At 47.1% G+C, this 21,186-nt stretch carries 21 protein-coding genes, 3 pseudogenes, 1 CRISPR repeat array and 1 riboswitch; of the genes and pseudogenes, 5 read left to right on the forward strand and 19 right to left on the reverse strand.

The features are described from left to right. Positions 1–43: 43 nt before the first annotated feature. Positions 44–901, reverse strand: a complete 858-nt coding sequence (locus WDY75_RS25430; protein WP_063478698.1) for an SDR family oxidoreductase — start codon at positions 899–901, stop codon at positions 44–46. A gap of 439 nt (positions 902–1,340) precedes the next feature. Here WDY75_RS25430 and WDY75_RS25435 point away from each other — a divergent pair, with 439 nt between their 5' ends. Both WDY75_RS25435 and WDY75_RS25440 read left to right on the forward strand, forming a co-directional pair. Continuing rightward, positions 1,341–1,865, forward strand: coding sequence for a TetR/AcrR family transcriptional regulator (locus WDY75_RS25435; RefSeq protein WP_231888011.1), 525 nt, complete (start codon positions 1,341–1,343; stop codon positions 1,863–1,865). A gap of 271 nt (positions 1,866–2,136) precedes the next feature. After that, a pseudogene (locus WDY75_RS25440) lies at positions 2,137–2,625 on the forward strand (oligosaccharide flippase family protein). Between the two features lie 527 nt (positions 2,626–3,152). On the opposite strand, the pseudogene tnpA reads toward WDY75_RS25440, so the two are convergent. Both tnpA and WDY75_RS25445 read right to left on the reverse strand, forming a co-directional pair. Next, positions 3,153–3,254: pseudogene (gene tnpA, locus WDY75_RS30810) on the reverse strand (IS66 family insertion sequence element accessory protein TnpA); the annotation flags it as partial. An 81-nt stretch (positions 3,255–3,335) separates the two neighbouring features. After that, positions 3,336–4,835: a CRISPR direct-repeat array (repeat unit 32 nt; unit sequence ATTTCAATCCACGCACCCATGTAGGGTGCGAC). Between the two features lie 277 nt (positions 4,836–5,112). Continuing rightward, positions 5,113–6,300: a lipopolysaccharide assembly protein LapB gene (locus WDY75_RS25445; protein WP_231888010.1), complete on the reverse strand. Its 1,188-nt coding sequence runs from the start codon at positions 6,298–6,300 to the stop codon at positions 5,113–5,115. 375 nt (positions 6,301–6,675) lie between these two features. Between WDY75_RS25445 and WDY75_RS25450 the strand changes: the two genes are divergently transcribed. Next, positions 6,676–6,996, forward strand: a complete 321-nt coding sequence (locus tag WDY75_RS25450; RefSeq protein WP_006208434.1) for a helix-turn-helix domain-containing protein — start codon at positions 6,676–6,678, stop codon at positions 6,994–6,996. A 128-nt stretch (positions 6,997–7,124) separates the two neighbouring features. On the opposite strand, the gene WDY75_RS25455 is transcribed toward WDY75_RS25450, so the two are convergent. The 9 genes and pseudogenes from WDY75_RS25455 to tenA form a co-directional block, all read right to left on the reverse strand. After that, positions 7,125–7,574, reverse strand: a complete 450-nt coding sequence (locus WDY75_RS25455; protein WP_006208433.1) for a hypothetical protein — start codon at positions 7,572–7,574, stop codon at positions 7,125–7,127. An 18-nt stretch (positions 7,575–7,592) separates the two neighbouring features. After that, positions 7,593–8,789, reverse strand: a complete 1,197-nt coding sequence (locus WDY75_RS25460) for a WXG100 family type VII secretion target (protein ID WP_063478694.1) — start codon at positions 8,787–8,789, stop codon at positions 7,593–7,595. 180 nt (positions 8,790–8,969) lie between these two features. Then, the gene (locus WDY75_RS25465; RefSeq protein ID WP_006208431.1) at positions 8,970–9,275 is read right to left on the reverse strand and encodes a hypothetical protein; all 306 of its coding nucleotides are present in this window, start codon (positions 9,273–9,275) and stop codon (positions 8,970–8,972) included. 275 nt (positions 9,276–9,550) lie between these two features. After that, positions 9,551–10,723, reverse strand: coding sequence for a dicarboxylate/amino acid:cation symporter (locus WDY75_RS25470; protein ID WP_063478692.1), 1,173 nt, complete (start codon positions 10,721–10,723; stop codon positions 9,551–9,553). A 198-nt stretch (positions 10,724–10,921) separates the two neighbouring features. After that, positions 10,922–11,581, reverse strand: a complete 660-nt coding sequence (gene thiE / locus WDY75_RS25475) for a thiamine phosphate synthase (RefSeq protein ID WP_063478691.1) — start codon at positions 11,579–11,581, stop codon at positions 10,922–10,924. Then, complete coding sequence (locus WDY75_RS30815) at positions 11,578–12,120, reverse strand: bifunctional hydroxymethylpyrimidine kinase/phosphomethylpyrimidine kinase (RefSeq protein WP_409348341.1); 543 nt, start codon at positions 12,118–12,120, stop codon at positions 11,578–11,580. Before WDY75_RS30815 ends, thiE begins: the two co-directional genes overlap by 4 nt. A gap of 126 nt (positions 12,121–12,246) precedes the next feature. Continuing rightward, positions 12,247–12,798, reverse strand: a pseudogene (gene thiD, locus WDY75_RS25485) (bifunctional hydroxymethylpyrimidine kinase/phosphomethylpyrimidine kinase); the annotation flags it as partial. Further along, positions 12,795–13,631 carry a hydroxyethylthiazole kinase gene (gene thiM, locus WDY75_RS25490; RefSeq protein ID WP_063478689.1) on the reverse strand — a complete coding sequence of 279 codons (837 nt, stop codon included), beginning with the start codon at positions 13,629–13,631 and terminating at the stop codon, positions 12,795–12,797. The gene thiM and the pseudogene thiD, both read right to left, overlap by 4 nt. 49 nt (positions 13,632–13,680) lie before the next feature. Next, entirely contained in the window at positions 13,681–14,367 is a 687-nt protein-coding gene (gene tenA, locus WDY75_RS25495) for a thiaminase II (RefSeq protein ID WP_063478688.1), read from the reverse strand. A 145-nt stretch (positions 14,368–14,512) separates the two neighbouring features. Next, a riboswitch (TPP riboswitch) is annotated at positions 14,513–14,616 on the reverse strand. A gap of 1,436 nt (positions 14,617–16,052) precedes the next feature. Between tenA and WDY75_RS25500 the strand changes: the two genes are divergently transcribed. Then, a complete protein-coding gene (locus WDY75_RS25500) occupies positions 16,053–16,493 on the forward strand; it encodes a hypothetical protein (protein WP_063478687.1) in 441 nt (146 codons plus the stop codon). 173 nt (positions 16,494–16,666) lie between these two features. On the opposite strand, the gene WDY75_RS25505 is transcribed toward WDY75_RS25500, so the two are convergent. The 6 genes from WDY75_RS25505 to WDY75_RS25530 form a co-directional block, all read right to left on the reverse strand. Next, the gene (locus tag WDY75_RS25505; protein WP_063478686.1) at positions 16,667–17,242 is read right to left on the reverse strand and encodes a YecA family protein; all 576 of its coding nucleotides are present in this window, start codon (positions 17,240–17,242) and stop codon (positions 16,667–16,669) included. Positions 17,243–17,810: 568 nt separating this feature from the next. Continuing rightward, positions 17,811–18,176, reverse strand: a complete 366-nt coding sequence (locus WDY75_RS25510; RefSeq protein ID WP_338841159.1) for a hypothetical protein — start codon at positions 18,174–18,176, stop codon at positions 17,811–17,813. A 1-nt stretch (position 18,177) separates the two neighbouring features. Then, positions 18,178–18,453, reverse strand: a complete 276-nt coding sequence (locus WDY75_RS25515) for a hypothetical protein (protein WP_338841161.1) — start codon at positions 18,451–18,453, stop codon at positions 18,178–18,180. Further along, complete coding sequence (locus WDY75_RS25520; RefSeq protein ID WP_006208420.1) at positions 18,450–19,055, reverse strand: metalloregulator ArsR/SmtB family transcription factor; 606 nt, start codon at positions 19,053–19,055, stop codon at positions 18,450–18,452. Before WDY75_RS25520 ends, WDY75_RS25515 begins: the two co-directional genes overlap by 4 nt. Positions 19,056–19,283: 228 nt before the next feature. Then, positions 19,284–19,472 (reverse strand): hypothetical protein, encoded by a 189-nt coding sequence (locus tag WDY75_RS25525; protein ID WP_009593181.1) that lies wholly within the window; start codon positions 19,470–19,472, stop codon positions 19,284–19,286. Positions 19,473–19,696: 224 nt separating this feature from the next. Continuing rightward, a complete protein-coding gene (locus WDY75_RS25530) occupies positions 19,697–20,242 on the reverse strand; it encodes a histidine phosphatase family protein (RefSeq protein WP_063478684.1) in 546 nt (181 codons plus the stop codon). A 190-nt stretch (positions 20,243–20,432) separates the two neighbouring features. On the opposite strand from WDY75_RS25530, the gene WDY75_RS25535 reads away from it, so the two are divergent. Beyond that, positions 20,433–20,597 carry a hypothetical protein gene (locus WDY75_RS25535; RefSeq protein WP_156515044.1) on the forward strand — a complete coding sequence of 55 codons (165 nt, stop codon included), beginning with the start codon at positions 20,433–20,435 and terminating at the stop codon, positions 20,595–20,597. Between the two features lie 25 nt (positions 20,598–20,622). Here WDY75_RS25535 and WDY75_RS25540 read toward each other — a convergent pair whose 3' ends face one another. Beyond that, positions 20,623–21,138 (reverse strand): MBL fold metallo-hydrolase, encoded by a 516-nt coding sequence (locus WDY75_RS25540; protein ID WP_338841172.1) that lies wholly within the window; start codon positions 21,136–21,138, stop codon positions 20,623–20,625. Between the last annotated feature and the right edge of the window lie 48 nt (positions 21,139–21,186).

A 21,186-nucleotide genomic window follows, 5' to 3' on the forward strand; every position in this document is an offset into this window, starting at 1 on the left:
GACACCACTCTTCCGATGTTCCAAAACAGTCAGTGTTAAAGCGTTATTGAGAAATCGAGTCTTTTAAAAAATCCGTAAAACTCACTGAGGATCTGCCAATCAGGTTTTCCAAAACGGGATTAGTTTGCGAGAAATCTCCCTGTCGACTTGCCTGAAACATACCCATAAGCATGCCGACCATCGCTTCCGGCAGTCCTCTGGACATCAAGTGGTTCCGATATTCATCATCCGACACGACAATTCGCCGAATCGGTCGCTCCAAGACCTTGGAAGCAATAGATGCGATTCTATCCATGTCAATCGCTTCGGAAGCCGTAAGGTGAGGAGTTATACCGTCATATCTCTGCTCTGTCAGGATTACCGCTGTGGCTTCAGCCAGGTCGGAATGGGTGGTCCAGGCAACAGGACCATCTTCCGGAGCAATCAATTCCCCTGTTTTCAAGGCATCACCCATCCACATTATCGCTGATGAGGCATAAAAGCCGTTTCGCAGCGACGTGAAAGCCATTCCTGAAGATTTTAGCATCTCTTCTGTAGCAGCATGGACGTTCATAGGAGGAAAATGCGACGTTGCAGATGAGAACATTTGGCTAGTGTACAGCAGTTGACTAACACCAGCTTTCTTTGCTGAGTCGATTGCGGTTTGATGCTGACGAACAGCAACTTCTCCCAAGGAGTGGGACGAGATAATAAGAACTTGAGATGCTTCCTCAAAGGCGTGAAGAAGACTTTCGGAATCATCGAAATTTCCTTGCCGAACACGAACTCCGCGTTCTTTTAGATCCTGTGCCGTGTTCACATCACGGACACTTACACCAATATCCCCGGCAGGAACACGCTTGAGAAGTTCCTCTACGACCTTCCGACCTAATTTTCCATTCGCTCCTGTAACAACAATCATTTCCGCACTCATCCTTTCGTTTGCAAATCAGATAGAGATTTTCTTGTCATACGATTTTCTTTGTGCAATCATATTCGTATAAGTGCATGTTCAAAAAAGTCGCGGAATCAGACACAAACAGATCAAGTCGTTTATTTTAAAATCTGCGAAGCGACGTTTCCGGGTACGCGAGCAAGATTTAAAAAAACAACGCAGAGGTGTGCAATGAATTTTCAGTGACTTTTTGAACAACAGTCTAGCACCAACCTCCTAAGTAAAGGATAAAAGGATTGAGTTGTGCAAACAACCTGCAAAAAGCTGTTTTTGTTGTGTTCCCAACATTTTTGTCCTTTTGTCTGTTAATTGAGTTCAAGAGAAAGAGGGGGGTAAAATGTCGGTAAATCCCGAGGATCCGCGTGTTAAAAGAACCCGTCAATTGTTCGTGCAGGCTTTTAACGATTTGGTTGAGAAAAAGAGAAACGTCTATTCCATTTCTGTGCACGATATCACGAATCAAGCAACCATAAATCGAACAACATTTTATGCACATTTTCAGGATAAATATGATTTTCTTGAATATTGGATGACGGGAAAGTTCCAAATGACTATAAGGGATAGACTGCCGGAAGAAACAAGATGCAATGCGGACAATTTGCGAATCCTTATTCAAACCATATTCGATTTCCTTATGCGGTTTCAACAATGTAGTACGCCGGGAGACAAGCAGTTTGAAGCGATGTTTGAAAATACCATGCATCAGGATCTTCATCGACTCCTGCTTAAACGGATAAATGAAGTGGACACACAGGGCTTTTCGCAAGAAAAATTGGAAGCTATGGCACTCGTTATCAGTTGGAGCACATTCGGATCGGCTTTGCAGTTGAGCCGGACCCCTCAAGATCGCTCAGTAGAAACGATGTTTGAAGAAGTCATTGAGGTTATATCGGTCAATTTGGCCCCTTTTTGGGAGCAAACAACCAGCTAAAGACACGCCTCGTTGACCCCGCGTCTTGATGCTTCAGCAGAGAACAGTACTACAGCTGATTTCGATTGTCCCTAGGCAAGAAACGAGTCGTAAGGACGACGCAAGAAGTGAATATCATCGAATATCACCGGCGAGCGGAGATGCCCCGCGGAACTAACTGAGACCACACGGGCACCGTCTGCCGCAGCTAGAGCATCATGTAGGCGTCAAAACCCACACACCTAGAAAATTAAAGGTAATAGGCTTTTTTGCACGAATTGTGTTATTCCGGATGCTCGGATCCCAAGGTATAGGACTTTATCAAATGGCCTATTCGGTGTATACGCTTATTCTTACTGTCATTGCGGGAGGATTTCCTACGGCAATTTCCCTTTCTACGGCCAGAGACCCTAAACTTGGGTGGCAGTTATTTAAAGGAACAGCCATTTTTCTTGTCTTGTTCGGCATCGTATTAGGGTTTTATTGCTATCGTCTCGCATCTCCAATCTCTCTCCTGCTGGGTGATCCTCATCTTGAATTTGCCTAATGTATTGCCCCAGCTATAGCGATCGTTCCATTTCTTAGTTTGCTGCGCGGGTATCTACAAGGAATGGAATTTAACAGCTATATTGCGGTATCAGAGATTATTGAACAGTTGTTTCGCATTGCTATCATGATTACGATTGCGGCTGCATGGTTACGTTTCGGTGTCCCTTATGGTGTCGGCGCATCGATGCTGGGAGCTCCTGCAGGTGCAGTCGCAGCTTTATGCTTTTACTGATGGTACTGGTAGTTTCTAGCATTCGCAAACTGGACTTTAGCAATGGCGGCAGCTGAAAAATCCCGGTATATTTTGGTTTATCTTGACCGCGATCTCCATCCTTGCCACACGTTTAATTGTTCCCACATCTGATTTTCTCGATGCTATCCTAATTCCCAATCGGCTGCAAGCTGCAGGCATGAGTGCCTCCGATGCGATTTCCGTTTACGGCATTATTACTGGAATGGCTACAACGATCGTGTATATGCCTTCTTTCGTTACATTTGCTTTGATCTACACCTTATCTACCAAATTCACAACAGATTGGCAGGCAGCAAAGATCGATTTGCGCCGCGTACAAGAGCGGCCATGAATGTCGTTTGGCTCTGGGGATGCGGATCTGCTTTGATTTTGTTCTTTTACGCAGGGGATCTTTCGAACTTGTTATTTTTCGAACAGTTTGGCGGAAAGCTGTATCCGCTAGAAGATGAAGAAGTAGAGGAAGACGGTTCATTCAATTTCCGAAGCCAGTATTTCAATTGGTGAATGGTTTGGCCATGTGCTTGGCACCAAGCGGACATGGTCAGTCCGCTAGATTTAAAATCTGTGATCCTAGCCAACCATTCTTGCAAACGTTGCTGTTTGTCCATGAGATAACCACCTTGATTTAAGATATGCTCATTTTCTCATGGACTATTGAGATATTAAATGTGGGGAGTATTTGACGCTTACTTTCAATCCACGCACCCATGTAGGGTGCGACTTAATCAATTCATACAAGACATGATACACATGACAATTTCAATCCACGCACCCATGTAGGGTGCGACAGATTCTGTTGTCGCTAGATTGTTACCCAGGGCAAATTTCAATCCACGCACCCATGTAGGGTGCGACCGGAATCTCCAGTTTCCATCGTAAAGACGTTTCAAATTTCAATCCACGCACCCATGTAGGGTGCGACGGAGTATTTCGCATTGCGAGCTCAGGGAGTATCCCGATTTCAATCCACGCACCCATGTAGGGTGCGACCTGACAAAAAATCCTTCGCTGCACCTGTGACCTTCAAATTTCAATCCACGCACCCATGTAGGGTGCGACGCTCCGGCTTATGCTCGTCATCGCCTTTCACGTAATTTCAATCCACGCACCCATGTAGGGTGCGACTTGAGTCAGTTGGAGCTTCCGACGCTTGCAACATTTCAATCCACGCACCCATATAGGGTGCGACGCTCCGCGTATTGGATAGCCTGGCGAACGATACGAAGCATTTCAATCCACGCACCCATGTAGGGTGCGACCAGGAACCGACCTTTATTGCCACATATGCCAGGAAATTTCAATCCACGCACCCATGTAGGGTGCGACATGTCCGCCAGAGAGCTCCAGGCTGCAATTAAGGAATTTCAATCCACGCACCCATGTAGGGTGCGACTGCATCGTTAGAGGGGCGTGACTGGATCGGATTTATTTCAATCCACGCACCCATGTAGGGTGCGACTCCCCTATAGAGCGAAAAACGGAACGGATAAGTTATTTCAATCCACGCACCCATGTAGGGTGCGACTGCACCGGTCGCGCCGCGCTTGGTAGCGTTGCTATTTCAATCCACGCACCCATGTAGGGTGCGACGACTTTATCTGTATTGTAGGGGATTGAGGGCAAAAATTTCAATCCACGCACCCATGTAGGGTGCGACGGACATTCCATTTACGTCCTCTCGCAGGATAGACATTTCAATCCACGCACCCTTATAGGGTGCGACCGTATGGGTCACGCTGAGATGGCGAAGGCAGTCGATTTCAATCCACGCACCCTTATAGGGTGCGACGCCAGGTGGGGGAGCAATGACATCCATTTGCAATTTCAATCCACGCACCCTTATAGGGTGCGACGTCACGAATTCATTTATGAAGGGCCTTACGAAGAAATTTCAATCCACGCACCCTTATAGGGTGCGACGGCATTACGGTAAAGGTGTAACTCGTCCAATATCTATTTCAATCCACGCACCCTTATAGGGTGCGACGCGCAGTATTAACGTCATCGTCCGCATACATAATCGATTTCAATCCACGCACCCTTATAGGGTGCGACTTGATAATCATCCCGTCTTTCTCCAGCAAGTCGAGATTTCAATCCACGCACCCTTATAGGGTGCGACCTGGATTGTCCATTGCTGTCTCTATTCGATTCCAAATTTCAATCCACGCACCCTTATAGGGTGCGACTCTGTTTTTCGGTCAAATTAAACTAAAAATAACGAAATTATAGAGAAAAAAACAGATATTAATCCATATAGACATTTATAAAAAATACATATTTTTCACATTAATGTATTATAAGGATATAACATGGTGCGAATCTACCTGGTATTTTATGTTCGCTTTACATTCGCACTAAACTCGCTACTACCACTAATAAAATCATATCATATCCCTTAATTTGTTATGTCAGAAACCACTTATAATTACTTACTAAATAACGCTTGCTTCAAGGATTTCCTTCTTATCCTTTGCTAGTGAATTTGTGATTATTCAACATATAAATAACCTTCTCAACTATTGAGTTCTTTGGAATAGCAATACTATGTATTTCACTAGCTGAAGCCAAACAATCTAACAAGCTGTTTATACCGCTATCATATCGTTGACTACGCAAGTAATAAAGAGATAACTCGCTTAAAAAACGAGTATATTGATCGGCCACCACTTGATAAGTATATGTTCCAATATCGGCTTGCTTCAATGCGTATGAAGAAATTTGACTTTCGAATTTTTCCAGAACAAAATCAATGTTGAAATTATACTTATTAGCAGCTTGAATAATTTTGATTAGTGCCGGAAGGATCTCAGCTTCTCTCGATTCAACATATGCTACATATTGAGGCAGAACCTCAACCTTCCCCATCATCAGCTGGTATAAGTATGTATTGGCCACTGCCCACATTTTATATTGATTTATAATTAGATGACTTTCTTCCGAATCCTCTTGAACCCAGCTCAGTTCAGAGTATAGTGATACATATCGTAGAGCCTGCTCATAATCTCCTCGTTCATCACAAACACCCGATAGCAATAAATAGGAGTATATAATGTACAAAAATAACGGGCGTTTAGGTTCCTTCTCGAGATCATACCTTTTAGCCTGTTCGTATTTGTAAGTGTACTGAATAGTTGCCTTACGGCCCATCTCTTCTGCTAGTTCCTCAACCTTTTCCCATTGTCGAAGGGAACTATAGATATTTACTAAGTCTTTCAACGCATCCAATTGATCTATTTCATCTAACCGCTCGACGAATCCCTCAAATTTGGTGGCAGCCCGAAGATTTTTTTCCTGGTCATGCCCTATGGATATTGTAAATAATCGGTAGTGACATAGTGCTAATCGCTCTGAATGTTGATACTTCTCGCTTTCGGCTACAGATTCGTATATGATTGCTGCTGCTGAACGCTTTTCTTGGTTTAATAAAACTTCAGCTGTATCAAAGAGTAACGGCACATAAGATAGGTTATCTGTCATGTATCGTACAACCTTCTGAATTAACTCCAGCTTATCCAGTTCGGCACAACGATATAAAAATGGCTTCAGCCTTCTCCAATTGAGTGGATAACTGAAACATTCCTCCAGATATAACTCATAAAAGCTGCCCTCAGGCAATCCCATAGCTGCAACAATACGATCCAACTGCTGCATGGCAATGGGTCGAACCCCCTTAATGATAGTACTTAATGTTCCTGAGTTAATTTTGGATAGCTCTCCAAATTGATTTATCGTTAATCCCGTCTTCTTGAGGTAAGTCTCCAGTTCTGACCGTATCGTGGTTGTATGTATCAATTCAAACAACCTCCAATAAGAATATTCCCTCTCTGAAACATCCATAATTTAGTTAATCTATATAATAATAGCGAATGACCCACCAAAATTATACATATTTACAACCTATCAAAAAATCCTCTCAAGCACCATATCTTTTAAGGACAATTTTCAGTATAAAATAAATCTTTTAGTGACTCCAATAATAACTGCCTTTCGTCTACACTTCTTGTATAAGAGGAGTCGATACATATTATGGATAAATCGGTTGCAATAACATTGGGCATTGCGATACGAGAAATACGAAAAAACCAAAACTTAACTCAAGAGGAGCTTGCCGAGAAAATCGGGTCCTCATTTAGCTATATAGGCAGGCTGGAAAGAGGAGAAGGCAATTTCACTGTTCAAACCCTCGAAAAAATTACAACAGCGCTAAATATCGACTTCTTTGACTTTATGTCACTAGGTAAAAAAGATAATGACATTATCCTTGAAATTAACTCGCTGCTATTGCAGCAGGATGAGGAAAACCAATTAAAAGGATTGAACATCCTTAAGGAGTTATATCGGAATTAGATAACATACATGAAAAAGAGATTCCTCAATTGATGGGAATCTCTTTTTTTCTTATAACACCAGTCAGGATCAAAAGGGAGCGACTATAACCTTCCCATATCCCCCAACTGTAAACCTAACACATTATTTTAACGATCTTGCCTATTCGTCTTTTTTTTCCAGTATCCTTCTATTTCGTTTATAGCATTCAAAGCATCTGCTCTAACCCCAGCGTTTTCATGATTCGCGTACTTAACTAGATACGGTAAATATTTTTTCCTGAAAGTGAAACTTAAAGTCGTTAACGCGTAGTGAAGACATGATTCTGGCAAATCATCAAGTTGAATCGCTAAGATATCAAAATTAATGTTATCTATTTCCTTATAAGTTGCTGCTGTAAGTATTGTATTAAATGCTTCCTCTTTGATCTCATTATTCTTTTCTTTGATGCCAAAATCCAGCAACCATTCAATTAAACCTTCAATATTATCAATTGAATTGTTGTAGGACTCAAAAATATCACGAAGGTGACTTAGAATTTCTATCTTTTCTTCATGATCAGAGCCTGAGAGTGTCTCTTTCAGATCTTCTATATTCAAATTTCTCTCCTCACTTTATTATGGGGTAAATGGAATATGCGTATCATTAGCAATTGACTCATCATAATGAGGACTGTTTGCTCTGAGGACATTTTCTTTATGGAAGTTCCCATTTGAATCCATGGTCCATTTCCATTTGGGGTCGACTTGCTTGACCTCTACTCGATATATCCAGCCATTCGCGGCATTACTTCCAGATGGTGCTGATAGGTCGACACTGTGTGCACGTATATCCCATGTCTTCCCTGATTCATCAAGCCATCTAAATTTCACGCCTTCCTTTGCTCCTCCAGGTACTTCCCGCCATGGAATTTGCTTTGCATCCGGAGGTATTCTTGAAATCAGATCATTAACGTCTGTAACGCCTTGAAAGTCTCCTATATTTCCAGTCCCTATCTTACTTAGATCGATATTCTTCGAATGGTTCTTGCCCGCATTCCCCTGCTCCTTGCTGCCATCTCCACCCGCATCATGCCTAAGATTAGGCGTCTTCTTCACCCCAACCCGGTTAAGAGCAACGCCGCCAAGGATCAGGGCACCCTGCTGCCCAAGATAGGTCGACATCCCCATCTCATTCATTCGCTCTTGCTCAGTCTGTATCCTCTCATCGAATTTTTCTCGGGTATCCCCGACATCAAATGCCATTTTGGCACCCCATACAGTCGTATTCACGATCTCCTCAGCCGTTCCGACCGTAGCATCGTACGCCATCTGCTTACCGGTGCCAATTGGGTCCTCAATCAAGGAGTTTGCCGTATCTTTAACCGAGCTCCAAAGCGCAGTTGCCCCTGATTTGGCTCCCTCCGCGAAGGCTTTGGCTTCATCCCCCAGATCCTTCAGTTGATCTCCAAACGACTTTTCCTCTATCCCCTTCCCAGAATGGACTTCGCTCATCCCGTCTGGGATCACTAGTTGTGGAGCCAAACATCTGTGATCTGTATGGTCTGCCTCATTATCCACCTGCATGAATCTATAGGCGATTCTCTTCAATTCCTGACTGGTCACCTGCATGTGCTCAATCGTCAACTTCATGTCTCGGTAAGCTTGCTGGAAATCATAATAAAAACGAGAACACGTCGTGCCATCCCAACAGGATACCAGCATCTGGATCTGTTGATTCAAAGTATTTTTATTGGTTTCCAGTTGATCGGAGGCTCTATCAAATTGATCCGACACTGCGAGCAGCACCTCAGGAGGCACAAGTATCTTGGTCATAAGTCAACCTCTTCGTCATTTGTTAACTAGTAATTTTACTTCATTTCAAATAACTGGAAAAGGTTCTGAGGTCCTTCATATGTCCATGATACACATACACCATATCGTGATATAGTCATTTCTTCCTATTATTAAGTCTATTAGATTCTGCTTGGAAGTTATAAGGCTATAATCTTACAGTCAATGCACAGTCCCCAAAAACGAAACGAAAAACTTGCCGTTCGTTTTCTCCATTTCTCCGTTCGTTGTTGGAGATAGACCGCAAGCAAATGCCAACTCCACGTTCCGGCCAAACATCACCTTCTTGGAACTTAAAAACCCGCAGCCCGAGCAATTAAATCCACAACCGTCCGAGGTACTTTCCCATTTCTTCTCAAAGTCTGTCATGGCTCTTGTCTTTGCGAAAGACTCCGTGATCCAAGGGGAAAATGCCAGCATCGCTACTAACAAAATAACGGATAAAGACAGAGATATTTTCTTTTTCATAATAGGTTGTTCTCCTCTTCATAAAAACACTGCTTGCAACCGCTCTATGATTTAGTGAAATTTTTTGATGCTAGATGGGATGCATTGCTTTCTTCTTTCGTAATTTTACAAGTTTACTGTCAGCGAGATTATCCATAAAATTTCCCCCTCCAACATCCTCAACCCCTCTAATTTTACCGAAAAAAAATCCAACGTCCGCCATAAGCCATCGATGCCACAAAAAAACCAGCCCAACACACGAATAGGTGTTGAACTGGCTCTTAACGTACAGCATGCTACGCAGGTTCCGACCTGCTCACGCCGTCCGTGATCACGGCAATCGCTCCATCTCCTGTTACGTTACAGGCTGTGCCGAAGCTGTCTTGCGCAATATAAAGGGCAATCATGAGCGAGGTCAGCGTTGTATCGAAACCCAGCATCGACTCGAGCAAACCCAAAGCTGCCATAACAGCACCTCCAGGAACGCCGGGAGCGGCGACCATCGTAATTCCGAGCATCAGGATGAACGGGAACATCGTCCCGATGGAAGCTGGCATACCCGTGAGCAGCATAACCGCCATGGAGCAGCTTACCAGCGTAATCGTACTGCCGGAGAGGTGAATGGTTGCACACAATGGGATAACAAAATCAGCCACCTTCCCACGGACCCCGTTCAGCTTGGTTTGACGCAGTGTAACCGGAATGGCCGCAGCCGAGGATTGAGTACCTATAGCCGTAAAATAGGCCGGCACCATGTTCTTCAGCAGGGTAAACGGATTCTTGCGCGCGACTTGACCTGCAACGAAATATTGTATGACCAGGAAAAGCACGTGCAGCGCAATGATCATAATGAATACTTTTGCGAATACCGACAGGATCATAGTCACTTGCCCGCCATAGGTCAAATTGGCAAACACGCACAGAATATGATACGGCAGCAGCGGAATGATGACCGAGGCGATCAGCTTCTCAACAATCTCCCGAAAATCCACCATCACCTTCTGCAAAGCCTGTCCCTTGATAATAGCCGCGCCCAGCCCAAGCGTGAAGGCCAGCAGCAGAGCCGTCATGACGCCGAATACGGGAGGCATCTCCACCTTGAAAAAAGGTTCCAGCAGCGCCTCTTCCGGATTGGTATAGGAATTGATCAGGCCGCCAACCTCCAGCACATGCGGATACAATAATGTCGCTGCTACAAACGCTAACAGACCGGCTAGAACCGTGGAGATATACGCAAGCCCGGTAGTGACACCTAACAGACGACCTGCTCCTTTTCCGAGCTCTCCGATTCCGGGAGCAATGAATCCGATAATAATTAATGGAATAGCAAAACCAAGGAAGTTCCCGAACAACCCGCTAAACGTAGCCAGGGATGCAACCAGCCATTCCGGCGATAATGAGCCGATCACAATACCTAGGATAATGGCAATCAGGATTTTCGGCAGTAAGCCGAGTTTTTTCTTCTTCATGTCACGATCACCTACAGATGTTTTTTCGTTTATTGTCCACTCCGAACGGACGATATTCCGTCGGAGACGGAATAAACAAACTTTATCATATTTTGGATATCATTGTCATTAGTCAAAATATGACATCTGCATCTTTCGGTGGATTGTGCCGACCCACACTACGCTTTAATAATGGAATGCCTCGTCTCCGATTCAATTCTAGATAACGTCAGCCTTGGCTCTGATGCTGGCAGCTGCATCCCGAACAGACCCTGCAGCAGTCACGGCGGATATCACGGCAACACCATCGGCTCCCGCTCCAACCACTTCTTCCGCCTTCTCTGCCGTTATCCCGCCGATCCCAACGATCGGCATATCGATTCCGGCTGCGCGCATGGCCCGCAGAAGTCCTGGGCCCTGCACCGGCTTGGCATCCTCCTTCGAGACGGTCGGATAGATCGGACCGACACCGATGTAATCGGCGCCGTGGTGGATCGCCCGGCGAGCTTCTTCTATTGTATGCGCGGAGACGCCAAGAATCCGCTTACCGATCCGCTCACGGACAGAAGCTGCGGATTCGTCGTCCTGCCCGATGTGCACGCCGTCGGCGTTCAGCTTGAGAGCCAGCCCCACATCGTCATTGACGATGAACGGAACACCGGCCTGGCGGCACAGATTCCGGATTCGGCGTGCCAGCTGAATCCTTGGCTCGCCGGTAAGCGCAGCTCGCCCTTTTTCCCGGAACTGGACCATGGTCGCACCGCCGACCATGGCTTCCTGAACAACCCATTCCGGTTCAGCGATGCAGTTCACACTGCCGAGTACGAGGTACATTCGCAGATGCTGTCTCATCATCTCGGGTGCGATCCTCCCCGTCATCGGAGCACCCCCAGACGACGTTGATACGCCCAATGATTTGTCGGCCCATGTCCTTGCCCCAAGTTCAAGCCGTCTTCAATGGCCGCCTGAATGAATGAGCGCCCGCTTCGAATGGCATCGAATGCGCTCATGCCCTGAGCCAAGCCTGCAGCGATTGCTGCTGAGAAGGTGCAGCCGGTCCCGTGTGTATGAACGGTATTCACCCGCTTCCCGCTGAGTTCCGTGAAGGCAGCACCATCATATATAAGATCGATGACTTGAGGATCTCTATCATTTCCTACAGCCTTGAAAATGGGGGAGTTCATGTGACTATACTTCTCCGGGTGCATGGCTGTTCTCGCTTGATCATAGGAACGATTCACAACATCCAGATGCACTTCTATGTGCTTTTCCGTGTGCTCTTTCAAAATATCTTCCATGTGATCGTTTATGTGATCGTTTATGTGATTGTTTTTGTGATTGTTTTTGTGATCCTCCTGGTGTTTGTCCATGTGTTTTTCCATCTGCTCTTCTGTGTGTTCTACCAAAATCTCTTTCATGTATTTGTCCGAATGTTCTTCCGAATGTTCTTCCAAATGTTTTTCTAAATTCTCTTCCCGATCCGCCCCTGCGCTGATGCCATATATCCGTGCTTCTTCGTGATCCCTATCTTCTCGGTCAGGTCCTCCCTCATCATGGCCGCCCTTAATAACAACGATCTTCGGACCGAGCGCATAAATACGCCTTGCAGCCTCTCGCCGGTCCTCCATCGTCCGAATGCGCATCCCTGCCAATACTTCCGCCTCCGGGATGTTAGGGGTAACCACCAACGCCAGTGGCAGGAGGTGCTCTTTCATTGCAAGCACCGCTTCGTTCTGCAGCAGCTCGGCGCCTCCCTTGGCAATCATCACCGGATCAACAACAACCTTCTCCCAGCCAAATTTTTGGATCTGATCAGCAACAAGACGGATGATCTCAGCGTTAAACAGCATCCCGGTCTTCAATGCGTCTACCCCAAGGTCCGAGCCTACCGCTTCGATCTGCTCCGCCGCAGCTTCCGGGGGCAGCGGATAGACGCCGTGAACCCCCAAAGTATTCTGTACGGTAATGGCGGTTATAGCCGACATGCCGTACACGCCGAGCTCCTGGAAGGTTTTCAGGTCCGCCTGGATTCCGGCACCGCCTCCACTGTCCGATCCGGCAATGGTCAACGCCCGGGGTACGCGAACCTCTGTCATCGGGCACCACCTGCAGCAGCAGCTTCACGGATGGCCGCGTAACCCTGCAGCGAACCTGGATGAAGCTTGGACAGCTCATCCAGAAAAGCGTTCTGGAAGCTCCCCGGCCCAAGATCAGCCGTACGCTCCGCTGCCCGGGAGGCGGCTGCGCCATAGAAGGCGAGGCCCGCTGTGCCTGCAAGCAGCAGGTTGGATTCAACTGCGGCAAAAGCACCCAGCACCGAGGTCAGCAGGCAACCTGCTCCGGTGACCTTTGTGAGCAGCGCATGGCCGCCGGTAATGATGCGAACATCAGTCCCGTCGGTGATCACGTCTTCTTTACCCGTGATCACCACCAGGGTGTCCAGCTCCCGCGCAGCCCGCACCGCAAGCTCGGCATTGCCGATATCTCCGCTGCTCTCTGCATCAACACCCTTGATCTCGCGGGCCTCCCCAACAAGGTGAGCCACTTCAGCCGCATTCCCGCGCACCAGCGAAACCTTCACTTCGCGCAGGATCCGCTGCGCCGACTCCGTCCGAAAGCGGGTCGCGCCCGCACCGACCGGGTCCAATAGGAGCGGTACGCCATGGGCATTCGCCGATAGCCCGGCGGTAATCATCGCGTCTACCAGCTCGCGGTTCAGCGTGCCGATGTTTAGCACCACGGCACCCGCGATGGCAGCCATATCCGCCACTTCCTCCGGCGCATATGCCATTACCGGCGACGCGCCCAGCGCGTACAAGCCGTTAGCCGTAAAATTCGTAACCACCACGTTTGTCATATTGTGAACGAGGGGGCTCGTCTGCTGTACCTTGCTCAAAAGCGCCGAAACCTCTTTTTCCCATATATTCATATGAAATCAGCCTCTCTTATCTATGCTAGATCGTTACAGACACTACTCTTTACAGCACCGCAGCCTGCATCTGCACCGGCCACTCCTCCTGCTTGTAAGCCATGTCCCAGAACATGTACTCCAACTGGCAGCTCAGCATAAAATGCTCCGTCATCCGCTCCCGCTCCGCCGCTGTGGCGCTTTCCGCCCACAGGTCGACACCGTTACAAAACTTCGCCGTCGCCTCTTCCCCGCGGTTGCCGTAAAAATAAATCCAGTCATAGAACGGGTGAGATTCATCCGGCTTCACTTCATCCAGCAGCTTGCAGCCAATCTCCAGATACGTCCAGGGACATGGCAGCAGCACTGCCATAATCTCGCCAAGACTGCCCTCATGCGCCACCGTCAACATGTGACGGATATAATGATGCGCGGACGGCGCAAGCGGATACCCCTGAAGCTCCTCGTAGGTCACCCCTGCGGCAGCGCAAAAGTTCTGATGCGGATGAATCTCGCTGTTCAGAATAAAAGAAATCTGTTCATTAAAAGTCGCAATCTCATTCCTGCTGGTAGATTTGGATATGGCAATGCCATAAATCCGCATGTAGGCGTTCAAATACTCAAAATCCTGCTTCACATAGTGAATCAGTTGTTCCCTCGATAATGTTCCGGCAGCAATCCCTCTCACAAAGGGATGATCAAAAATCGCTTGAAAAATGCCATCCGACTGCCTGCGAAGCTCTTGCGTGAAACTCATACTTATCCCCACCTCTCATGAATTGAAAAGCAGGAAGTCCGGTTACGCACACAGCCTTCAAGGCAACGCTAAAAAGCCGCCCCCGAAAACTGGAGCGGCTTCGTCAACAAGCCCGGGTACGATAGAAAAACATACCGAGGCCTTATATACGAAGGCTCCACTTTCCTACGCTAGTACGAACTAGATCAGGTTCAAAGGGTCCAAGATACACTCTTGTCTCAGCCGCCAACGGCTCCCCTAGTGGACTTCCTATTCTTTTGTCTATTACTGTACATAGGTTTTTGGATGGTGTCAAACGTTAACCGTTGGTTAACGAAATTCTTATGCACGAACCTGTGCAATCGGGTGACCTCGTTGTTGAGCGATTTAGCGAAGGATTGTGGATAGATAATCTGCACCAGGGCCAAGGGAAGAAACGGAGTCAATGTTAGGACACCGCATCGTACCAGAATAGCCATGTTCGCATAAAAACTGATCTCGATACACTGAAACACAGACGCTTCAAAGGCATATCCCCATAATGAGTACATCCGAGCAATTCAAATACATGATTTGAAGAGGAGCCTATTGATGACGAACCAATCGAAAGCTGTTAAACCCATTCGGGATGGCTGCACCTCGTAACGCAGTCTTAAGAAATTTCGCTGTGCTGAAATGGTGGTAGTCGTGATGGTTATGGGTGTGGGTGTGGGCACAATCAACTCACCTGGGTCTACGGTAATACTCCGGGGGTTTGTGATGGTTATAGGTGTGGTTATGGGCACAATCAACTCACCTGGATCTACGATAATACCGGGGGTTTGTGATGGTTATGATGGTTATGATGGTTGTGATTGTTGTGGGCATGCTGCTCTTGGGGCTAACGGACAGAGGATACGTTATTTTCCTAGAAAAGTGTTACTTTTGAGATTAACGGACATGAGATGCGTTATTTGTGATATGAGTCGGTAAATTAGCTGTTTTATGAGGTAATAAGGAATCCTGAGTCCGTTAGATTCAAAAAAGGAACTAAATGAGGCAAATAGCGGATCTGATGTCCTTTAATATGTCGAAGACATCGCCAAGAGCCAAGGTTACTCGTGAAATAGTGTCGTGAAATAGTGGTATTGGCGCAGCAGAGCTAACGCCCATTCGGGATGGCTTCACGTCCGTAACGCCGTGGATCATCTGAAGAAATCCTGCTGCGCTGTAATGGTGGTAGTGTGATGGTGGTTATTCATGGTTATGGTTATGGTTATGGTTATGGTGGTTGTTTGATGGTGGTTTGATGGCGGTGGTGGGCATGGGCATGCTGCTCTTGCGCTAACGGACAGAGGATACGTTATTTTGCTAGAAAAGTGTTACTTTTGAGATTAACGGACATGAGATGCGTTATTTGTGATATGAGTCGGTACATTAGCTGTTTTATGAGGTAATAAGGGATCCTGAGTCCGCAAAATTCAAAAAACGGGCACAATTGAGGCAAATAGCGGATCTAGAGTCCGATAATAAGTCGAGGACAGCGGCACGAACCAGGGTTACTCGTGAGATAGTGGTGTTGGCGACCAGGCTAGTATATTAGGTTATCTGATTATGTTCATTGCCCTTCCCCGCGTAGTCAGCTTCGCTCTTATTCTACTGTGAAGATTCGTTTCACTCCAATAGACGAGTGTTATACAATGGCAACTAAAGGGGGAATGTCGCTCATGTGGCGTAAGTACAGGTTTACCCAATCGGTCTGGGCAGGCATTGCCGCCGGTATCATCCTTGGACTGATCTTGAATATGGTAGAGCATTTCACCTCATACAAAGTCTACACGCTGCTCCTGAACGTTGATTACGTGCCTGTCCTGAAGGAACTGCAGCTATCCGATCTCACCGAGTTTATGCTGCACCTTCTAATCTCCGTCCTGCTGAGCATGGCTCTAACCCTCTTCCTGCAGCAAAAAGCATGGTCTCGTAAACGCAGCATGTCTTTTGTTATCCTGGTCTGTCTTGCCGTTGGACTTCTTCTGTTCCCCACCACGGCGTTGTCTGTTCGCACACCGGCGTTGTCCGACCTCGCCGCCCTGGCGTTCTGGCTGACCGGGCATCTGGCGTATGGCCTTGCCCTGGGCTGGATGCTGACAGGGGCACGCAGGGGGTAAGGTTGTGCTGCTCACTCGAATCCACCATAGGTGATCAGATTGTAATATCCAGTGCCTTCATGTGATCAGCTTGGCTTATTCAACGCAAAGTGGCCGCTCCCATTGGAGCGACCACAGCTATATACCGGAATGCGAGGAATCCGCATTCAATTCGATTTCATTTTAAGCGAATTCTAGTGTCCCAAGGACAAGTCCTTGTCTTCCCCATCGGATTCTTCATCGTCGACGTTCGCGTCGTCACCGGATGCCGCTACTCCATCCATAAAGTCTTGAATCTGACCGCTGTTGCGCGTCAACGTGGCGACGGAAACCTCGTGCTTCTTCGCAATATCAGCCTTCGTCGTTGAAATGTTCAGCGATGAGGTTACTATATATTCTAACGCACTTGCATATCCGCCCTGTTTGCGGTACTTCGGATTGGCTTCTCTGGAGAAGCTGTTCCAGACCATCAAGAGACTGAACACTTGAAACAGCTGCTGCTCATCCTGCAATTCGTAATCCTTGCAAATCTGAGGAAACACGGACTCTGCAAGCTCGCGATGCTCATCGTCGTTCCAATCCATCCATCCCAGCTTGTCGTTAATCATCTGCTGCAATTGATCGACCTGTAGCTTAGGCTCTGCTGCTTTCGCACCAGGGAACTGGATGACTTTACCGTAAACCGTACGTTCATCTCTTTCAAGACAACATCTTTTGTACTTTTTGCCGCTTCCGCAGTGACATAGATCGTTTCTTCCTAGCTTTTTCATTTCCTAGCTCCTATTTGAATGATTTCTTCTATTATACATGGAAAGTATAAAAATGCGCATCTCAAGCCTGTCGAACTTAAGGCATGCCGGCCTTACTCGTCATTACACTCTCTTAAAGGGGGGGCTTCCGATAAGGAGGTACTCAGGCAAGTTAGATAGCAAAAAAGCGCGGGTTTTCCACTATGAAAGCCGCGCTCTTTCATATTATTCTATAATATCGTCATAGCGCAAGTAGGATGTAACAAATTTGTTAGAACCTATAATAGACTTGTACCATTTTTGGTAAAGTTTCCATAGATCCGCATCATATGGCACATTTGGCCCGGCCCAATGGTCACAGACAGCGATCCCAATATCCCCTGACGCCGAGTCGTCACATGCGCAGCCTAGCTCGATTCCTTTCTCTATGAAGTTGCCCCCAAGCGGTAAACAGCTCCTTGACTCTTGTTGTTTTGCTGGCTCGAGCGCCTCTTTTCGGAGCTGCAAGTCCCTTTATGGGACTTGCGCGAGCCGCGAGCGCGCCTTTGGAGCCTGCAAGACCCCCTAAGGGACTTGCACTGGCCGCGCCTTACCTCAGCGGATATACCAGCTGGATATCCTTTACCGGGGCCAGCCCTTCATACAGCGCATGATTATGGTCTGCGCCTACAATACATAATAGCCGTTTTCCCGCATGCTGCCCAATAGCATTCTTGATTCGCTGATTCATGATCAGATGCCGGCATACCCACCTGAGTAGATGGGCCTGCGGATTGATTCGCTCCAGCCATTCATACTTCTCCTTCGTAACCCGATCGTACGCTGCTGAATTTAGAGGAATCGGACCCGATGCCCAAGTCGACAGCTGCCGCTCAAACCACTCATCCAGCTCGGCATTTAACTGCTGCTTTTGTAGCTCGCCGTAACCGTGAAAAGGGTCAAAATCGTTCCACACATCAAGCAAGCTCTACCCAATCGATCGGCACGAACTCATATTTCTTCTCTTCGCATAACGGAAAGATCAAATCCCAATACTCGCTGGCTGGCTCACCCCAGTATCCACGATGGGATCTGTCCTGCTGGTACTGCTTCCAACTGCTCGGAAGGACCTCTCCACAAATAACATCCGGTTCGAACTCAAGAATGAGCTCCTTAATGACATCCAGGGTCAAGTTGTACTTCTGCCTCAGCCCCTCGTCATGGGTCACTCCCAATATGCCAACCGTGGTCACGATAAATCCTTCCACCTTGCCCACATTTCTTGCGGATTCAGCACATACACCCCGTCATTCCTGAACATGAAATGGTGCATGATGAACTCTCGGCGAAGGGTCGCAAAATCCTCATGATAGCCCTTAATGAACTCATTGATCTCCTTCTCGCTGTACTTTCGTTCCTTTTCAAGCTGAGATACCATATGCGTGAGCACGATGAGTTTCTTCTTCAGCTGGGCAGGAATACTCTTCAATTTCCCATCGGAAGTGAAAAAGCTCTTCATAACGGAATCCTTCATCCGTTGATCCTCATCCAACACGCGCTCCGAGCCGCCAGTTGAACGTACTCTTTGATAGATCAGGTTTTCCGTCGCCGTCGCGGTATTTCTAATAAAATAATCATTCAGCGAAAAAAAGATCGTGTTCTTGTCCCTGCGCTCATTAATGAGACTCGCTTCCCGCAGCTTGGCAGCATGATGGGTGATCGTCGCCGGTGTGACGCCAATCTTCTCAGCCAGAAGCTGTCCGTTCAACTCCCCTTCGGCAAGCAGGATGAGCATCTTGATTCGGGTCGGGTCCGCCAGCGCTTTATGATAACTGACCACTTTGTCCAATTGCATAGCCAATCCTCAGCTCCCTAAATAATTTAACAAACATCTAATTTATCAATCATTAAATTAGATGTTAAACCATGAGGAATAAAATGTAAACCTATCCATGATAAATAGGCTTCAATAGCAAAACTAAGAAACCCGCCCTTCTATCGAAGGAACGGGTTTCTAATGACTCCAGTTGTTACTCGGCGCTCGGCCTGATATGCACACTGCGACTAATCGCTGCGTCCCAGCTTACACAACCGCCGCGTCTACTCTGCTCTGATCGGCATTTTGGCATCTCTTGCATACCTTAAGCGCCGTGCCGTCAGACTTGTTGGCAACGTAGAGCAGCTTAATGCGCGAAGTGCTGCATACCGGGCATGTGCCGCGACCGCGTGATGGCATGTTCCATAGTGCGCGGCCCCGTTTGGTTTTGGCCATGATTCATATCCCCTTTATTTCATAATCTCTCTAATGATCTTGCGAACCCATACACATATACAGCTCGTCCACAATGCGCTTCACCTTTGTTATATGAAGTCTGATCTTTAGGATTCACGCGCTGCTATACCTGTGCAATTCCATTATAGAGGAAGGCGTGCCGCCAAATATAGGGAATAAATGCTTATGAATTCTTTTTTACATACATGGCTTCGTGCCTGCCGTTAAGGGCTCCATATTCGGTGTATATCCGGAACATCTGATTGTTGGAAGCTAAGCTGGTACACGTCAGGGTTGGACAGAGCCTCCCACTCTCGGAAACCGATTCGGTTATCGTAATACTTCAACAGGAGCGAGATCAGATTGCCATGTGACACGATGACGGCATTTTGGCTGGGACTCTGCAATATCTCCTCCACTACACGAACCGCACGATTCATCGCCCTGTTGCTGGATTCTCCGCCCTCATAACACAGGTCCATATCATCATAGGTTCTGCGCAGCATCTCGCGCCATGCAGGAACGTTCTTGCCCGATAGAACTCTCTCCATTAGCCTCTCGTCCCGTTTAATCTGTATGCCCATGCGATCCGCCAAAGGCGATATGGTGTCATAGGCTCTGCGATAAGTGCTCGAAACCATATGGTCTATCCCTTTGTCGGACAGAAATTCCGCAAGCGCATGCGATTGCCGGACCCCCTCCCTGGTTAACGGAGCATCCGCAGCTTGTCCCTCCGCTTGGCAATGCCGCACGACGTATATTTTTTTCATGGAATTGGCACCTCCTTAACCCATTAATCCTTGTGAACCCTTGATAAGGCTCATGGCTGCATGACCGGTCAGATTGAGGTCACCATCATCCAACATAAGGCGAACTCTCTACGGTTAAAAAAGGCGGGCAATAAATTCGGTTTATCTCACAATCGGCCCAACCCAAGTTTCCGATAGGAGGAATCATTCGATGCCAAGCTTCATCCGCCTGCTTCCGAACAGCTTTATCCGCGCGATCTTCATACCCGGACGCGGTGAGGCAACCGACAATCAAAATCCAAACGCATTGACGGATACTAGAAAACCGAGTGATAACGAGGGATTCCCCCCTTTTTCTCACTCGGTTATTTACTAGTGCACTGCAGAGCTGCCCGGTTTTCCTAAAGCTTGCTCAATATCTGTTCTATGATCTGCTGATCCAAAACGGTATTATGACCCGATATACAAGTGTCAAAATCCATTTCTTTATAGTTCAGCAGTGTCCGAATATAAATTTCCTTGTCTACGTTTAGGCTTGGGATGATCTCATCCATGGAGTCTCCGACGTTATCGCCAACATGGATCACCTTGTCCGCTTCATCCAGTACACTTATGGAATCCACAGTATGTCCTGGCGTATACATGATTCGTATATGGTCCTTAGGGAAATATAATTCGTTATCGAATGTCAGATTGGGAAGGACCAATTCTGCTTCACCCTCAATGAATCTCTTGTTTTTCTGGATCATGTCTTCCCAGCCGGAATCCATCATGTCCCTGCATAGCTTGTGAGATACGATGGTGCAGTCCCGGAACGAACCATTCCCCCATATATGATCCCAATGATGATGTGTATTGATCACAATGATGGGCTTGTGGTCGTGCTTTATGTATTCTTTAACTGGTTCGATGTTCAAAGATCCCAGACCCGTATCAATGATGTAATTATTCCGGTCTCCCATAAT

This window comes from Paenibacillus glucanolyticus (genome assembly GCF_037333485.1).
Lineage (GTDB): Bacteria > Bacillota > Bacilli > Paenibacillales > Paenibacillaceae > Paenibacillus_AQ > Paenibacillus_AQ glucanolyticus.

Excerpts from the sequence above, each read along its gene's own strand:
- WDY75_RS25430 (WP_063478698.1), bottom strand. The coding sequence starts at position 901 with ATGATTGTTGTTACAGGAGCGAATGGAAAATTAGGTCGGAAGGTCGTA.
- WDY75_RS25445 (WP_231888010.1), bottom strand. The coding sequence starts at position 6,300 with ATGCAGCAGTTGGATCGTATTGTTGCAGCTATGGGATTGCCTGAGGGC.
- WDY75_RS25450 (WP_006208434.1), top strand. The coding sequence starts at position 6,676 with ATGGATAAATCGGTTGCAATAACATTGGGCATTGCGATACGAGAAATA.
- WDY75_RS25460 (WP_063478694.1), bottom strand. The coding sequence starts at position 8,789 with ATGACCAAGATACTTGTGCCTCCTGAGGTGCTGCTCGCAGTGTCGGAT.
- WDY75_RS25465 (WP_006208431.1), bottom strand. The coding sequence starts at position 9,275 with ATGAAAAAGAAAATATCTCTGTCTTTATCCGTTATTTTGTTAGTAGCG.
- WDY75_RS25470 (WP_063478692.1), bottom strand. The coding sequence starts at position 10,723 with ATGAAGAAGAAAAAACTCGGCTTACTGCCGAAAATCCTGATTGCCATT.
- thiE (WP_063478691.1), bottom strand. The coding sequence starts at position 11,581 with ATGACGGGGAGGATCGCACCCGAGATGATGAGACAGCATCTGCGAATG.
- WDY75_RS30815 (WP_409348341.1), bottom strand. The coding sequence starts at position 12,120 with ATGAAAGAGATTTTGGTAGAACACACAGAAGAGCAGATGGAAAAACAC.
- thiM (WP_063478689.1), bottom strand. The coding sequence starts at position 13,631 with ATGAATATATGGGAAAAAGAGGTTTCGGCGCTTTTGAGCAAGGTACAG.
- tenA (WP_063478688.1), bottom strand. The coding sequence starts at position 14,367 with ATGAGTTTCACGCAAGAGCTTCGCAGGCAGTCGGATGGCATTTTTCAA.
- WDY75_RS25500 (WP_063478687.1), top strand. The coding sequence starts at position 16,053 with ATGTGGCGTAAGTACAGGTTTACCCAATCGGTCTGGGCAGGCATTGCC.
- WDY75_RS25505 (WP_063478686.1), bottom strand. The coding sequence starts at position 17,242 with ATGAAAAAGCTAGGAAGAAACGATCTATGTCACTGCGGAAGCGGCAAA.
- WDY75_RS25520 (WP_006208420.1), bottom strand. The coding sequence starts at position 19,055 with ATGCAATTGGACAAAGTGGTCAGTTATCATAAAGCGCTGGCGGACCCG.
- WDY75_RS25525 (WP_009593181.1), bottom strand. The coding sequence starts at position 19,472 with ATGGCCAAAACCAAACGGGGCCGCGCACTATGGAACATGCCATCACGC.
- WDY75_RS25530 (WP_063478684.1), bottom strand. The coding sequence starts at position 20,242 with ATGAAAAAAATATACGTCGTGCGGCATTGCCAAGCGGAGGGACAAGCT.
- WDY75_RS25535 (WP_156515044.1), top strand. The coding sequence starts at position 20,433 with ATGCCAAGCTTCATCCGCCTGCTTCCGAACAGCTTTATCCGCGCGATC.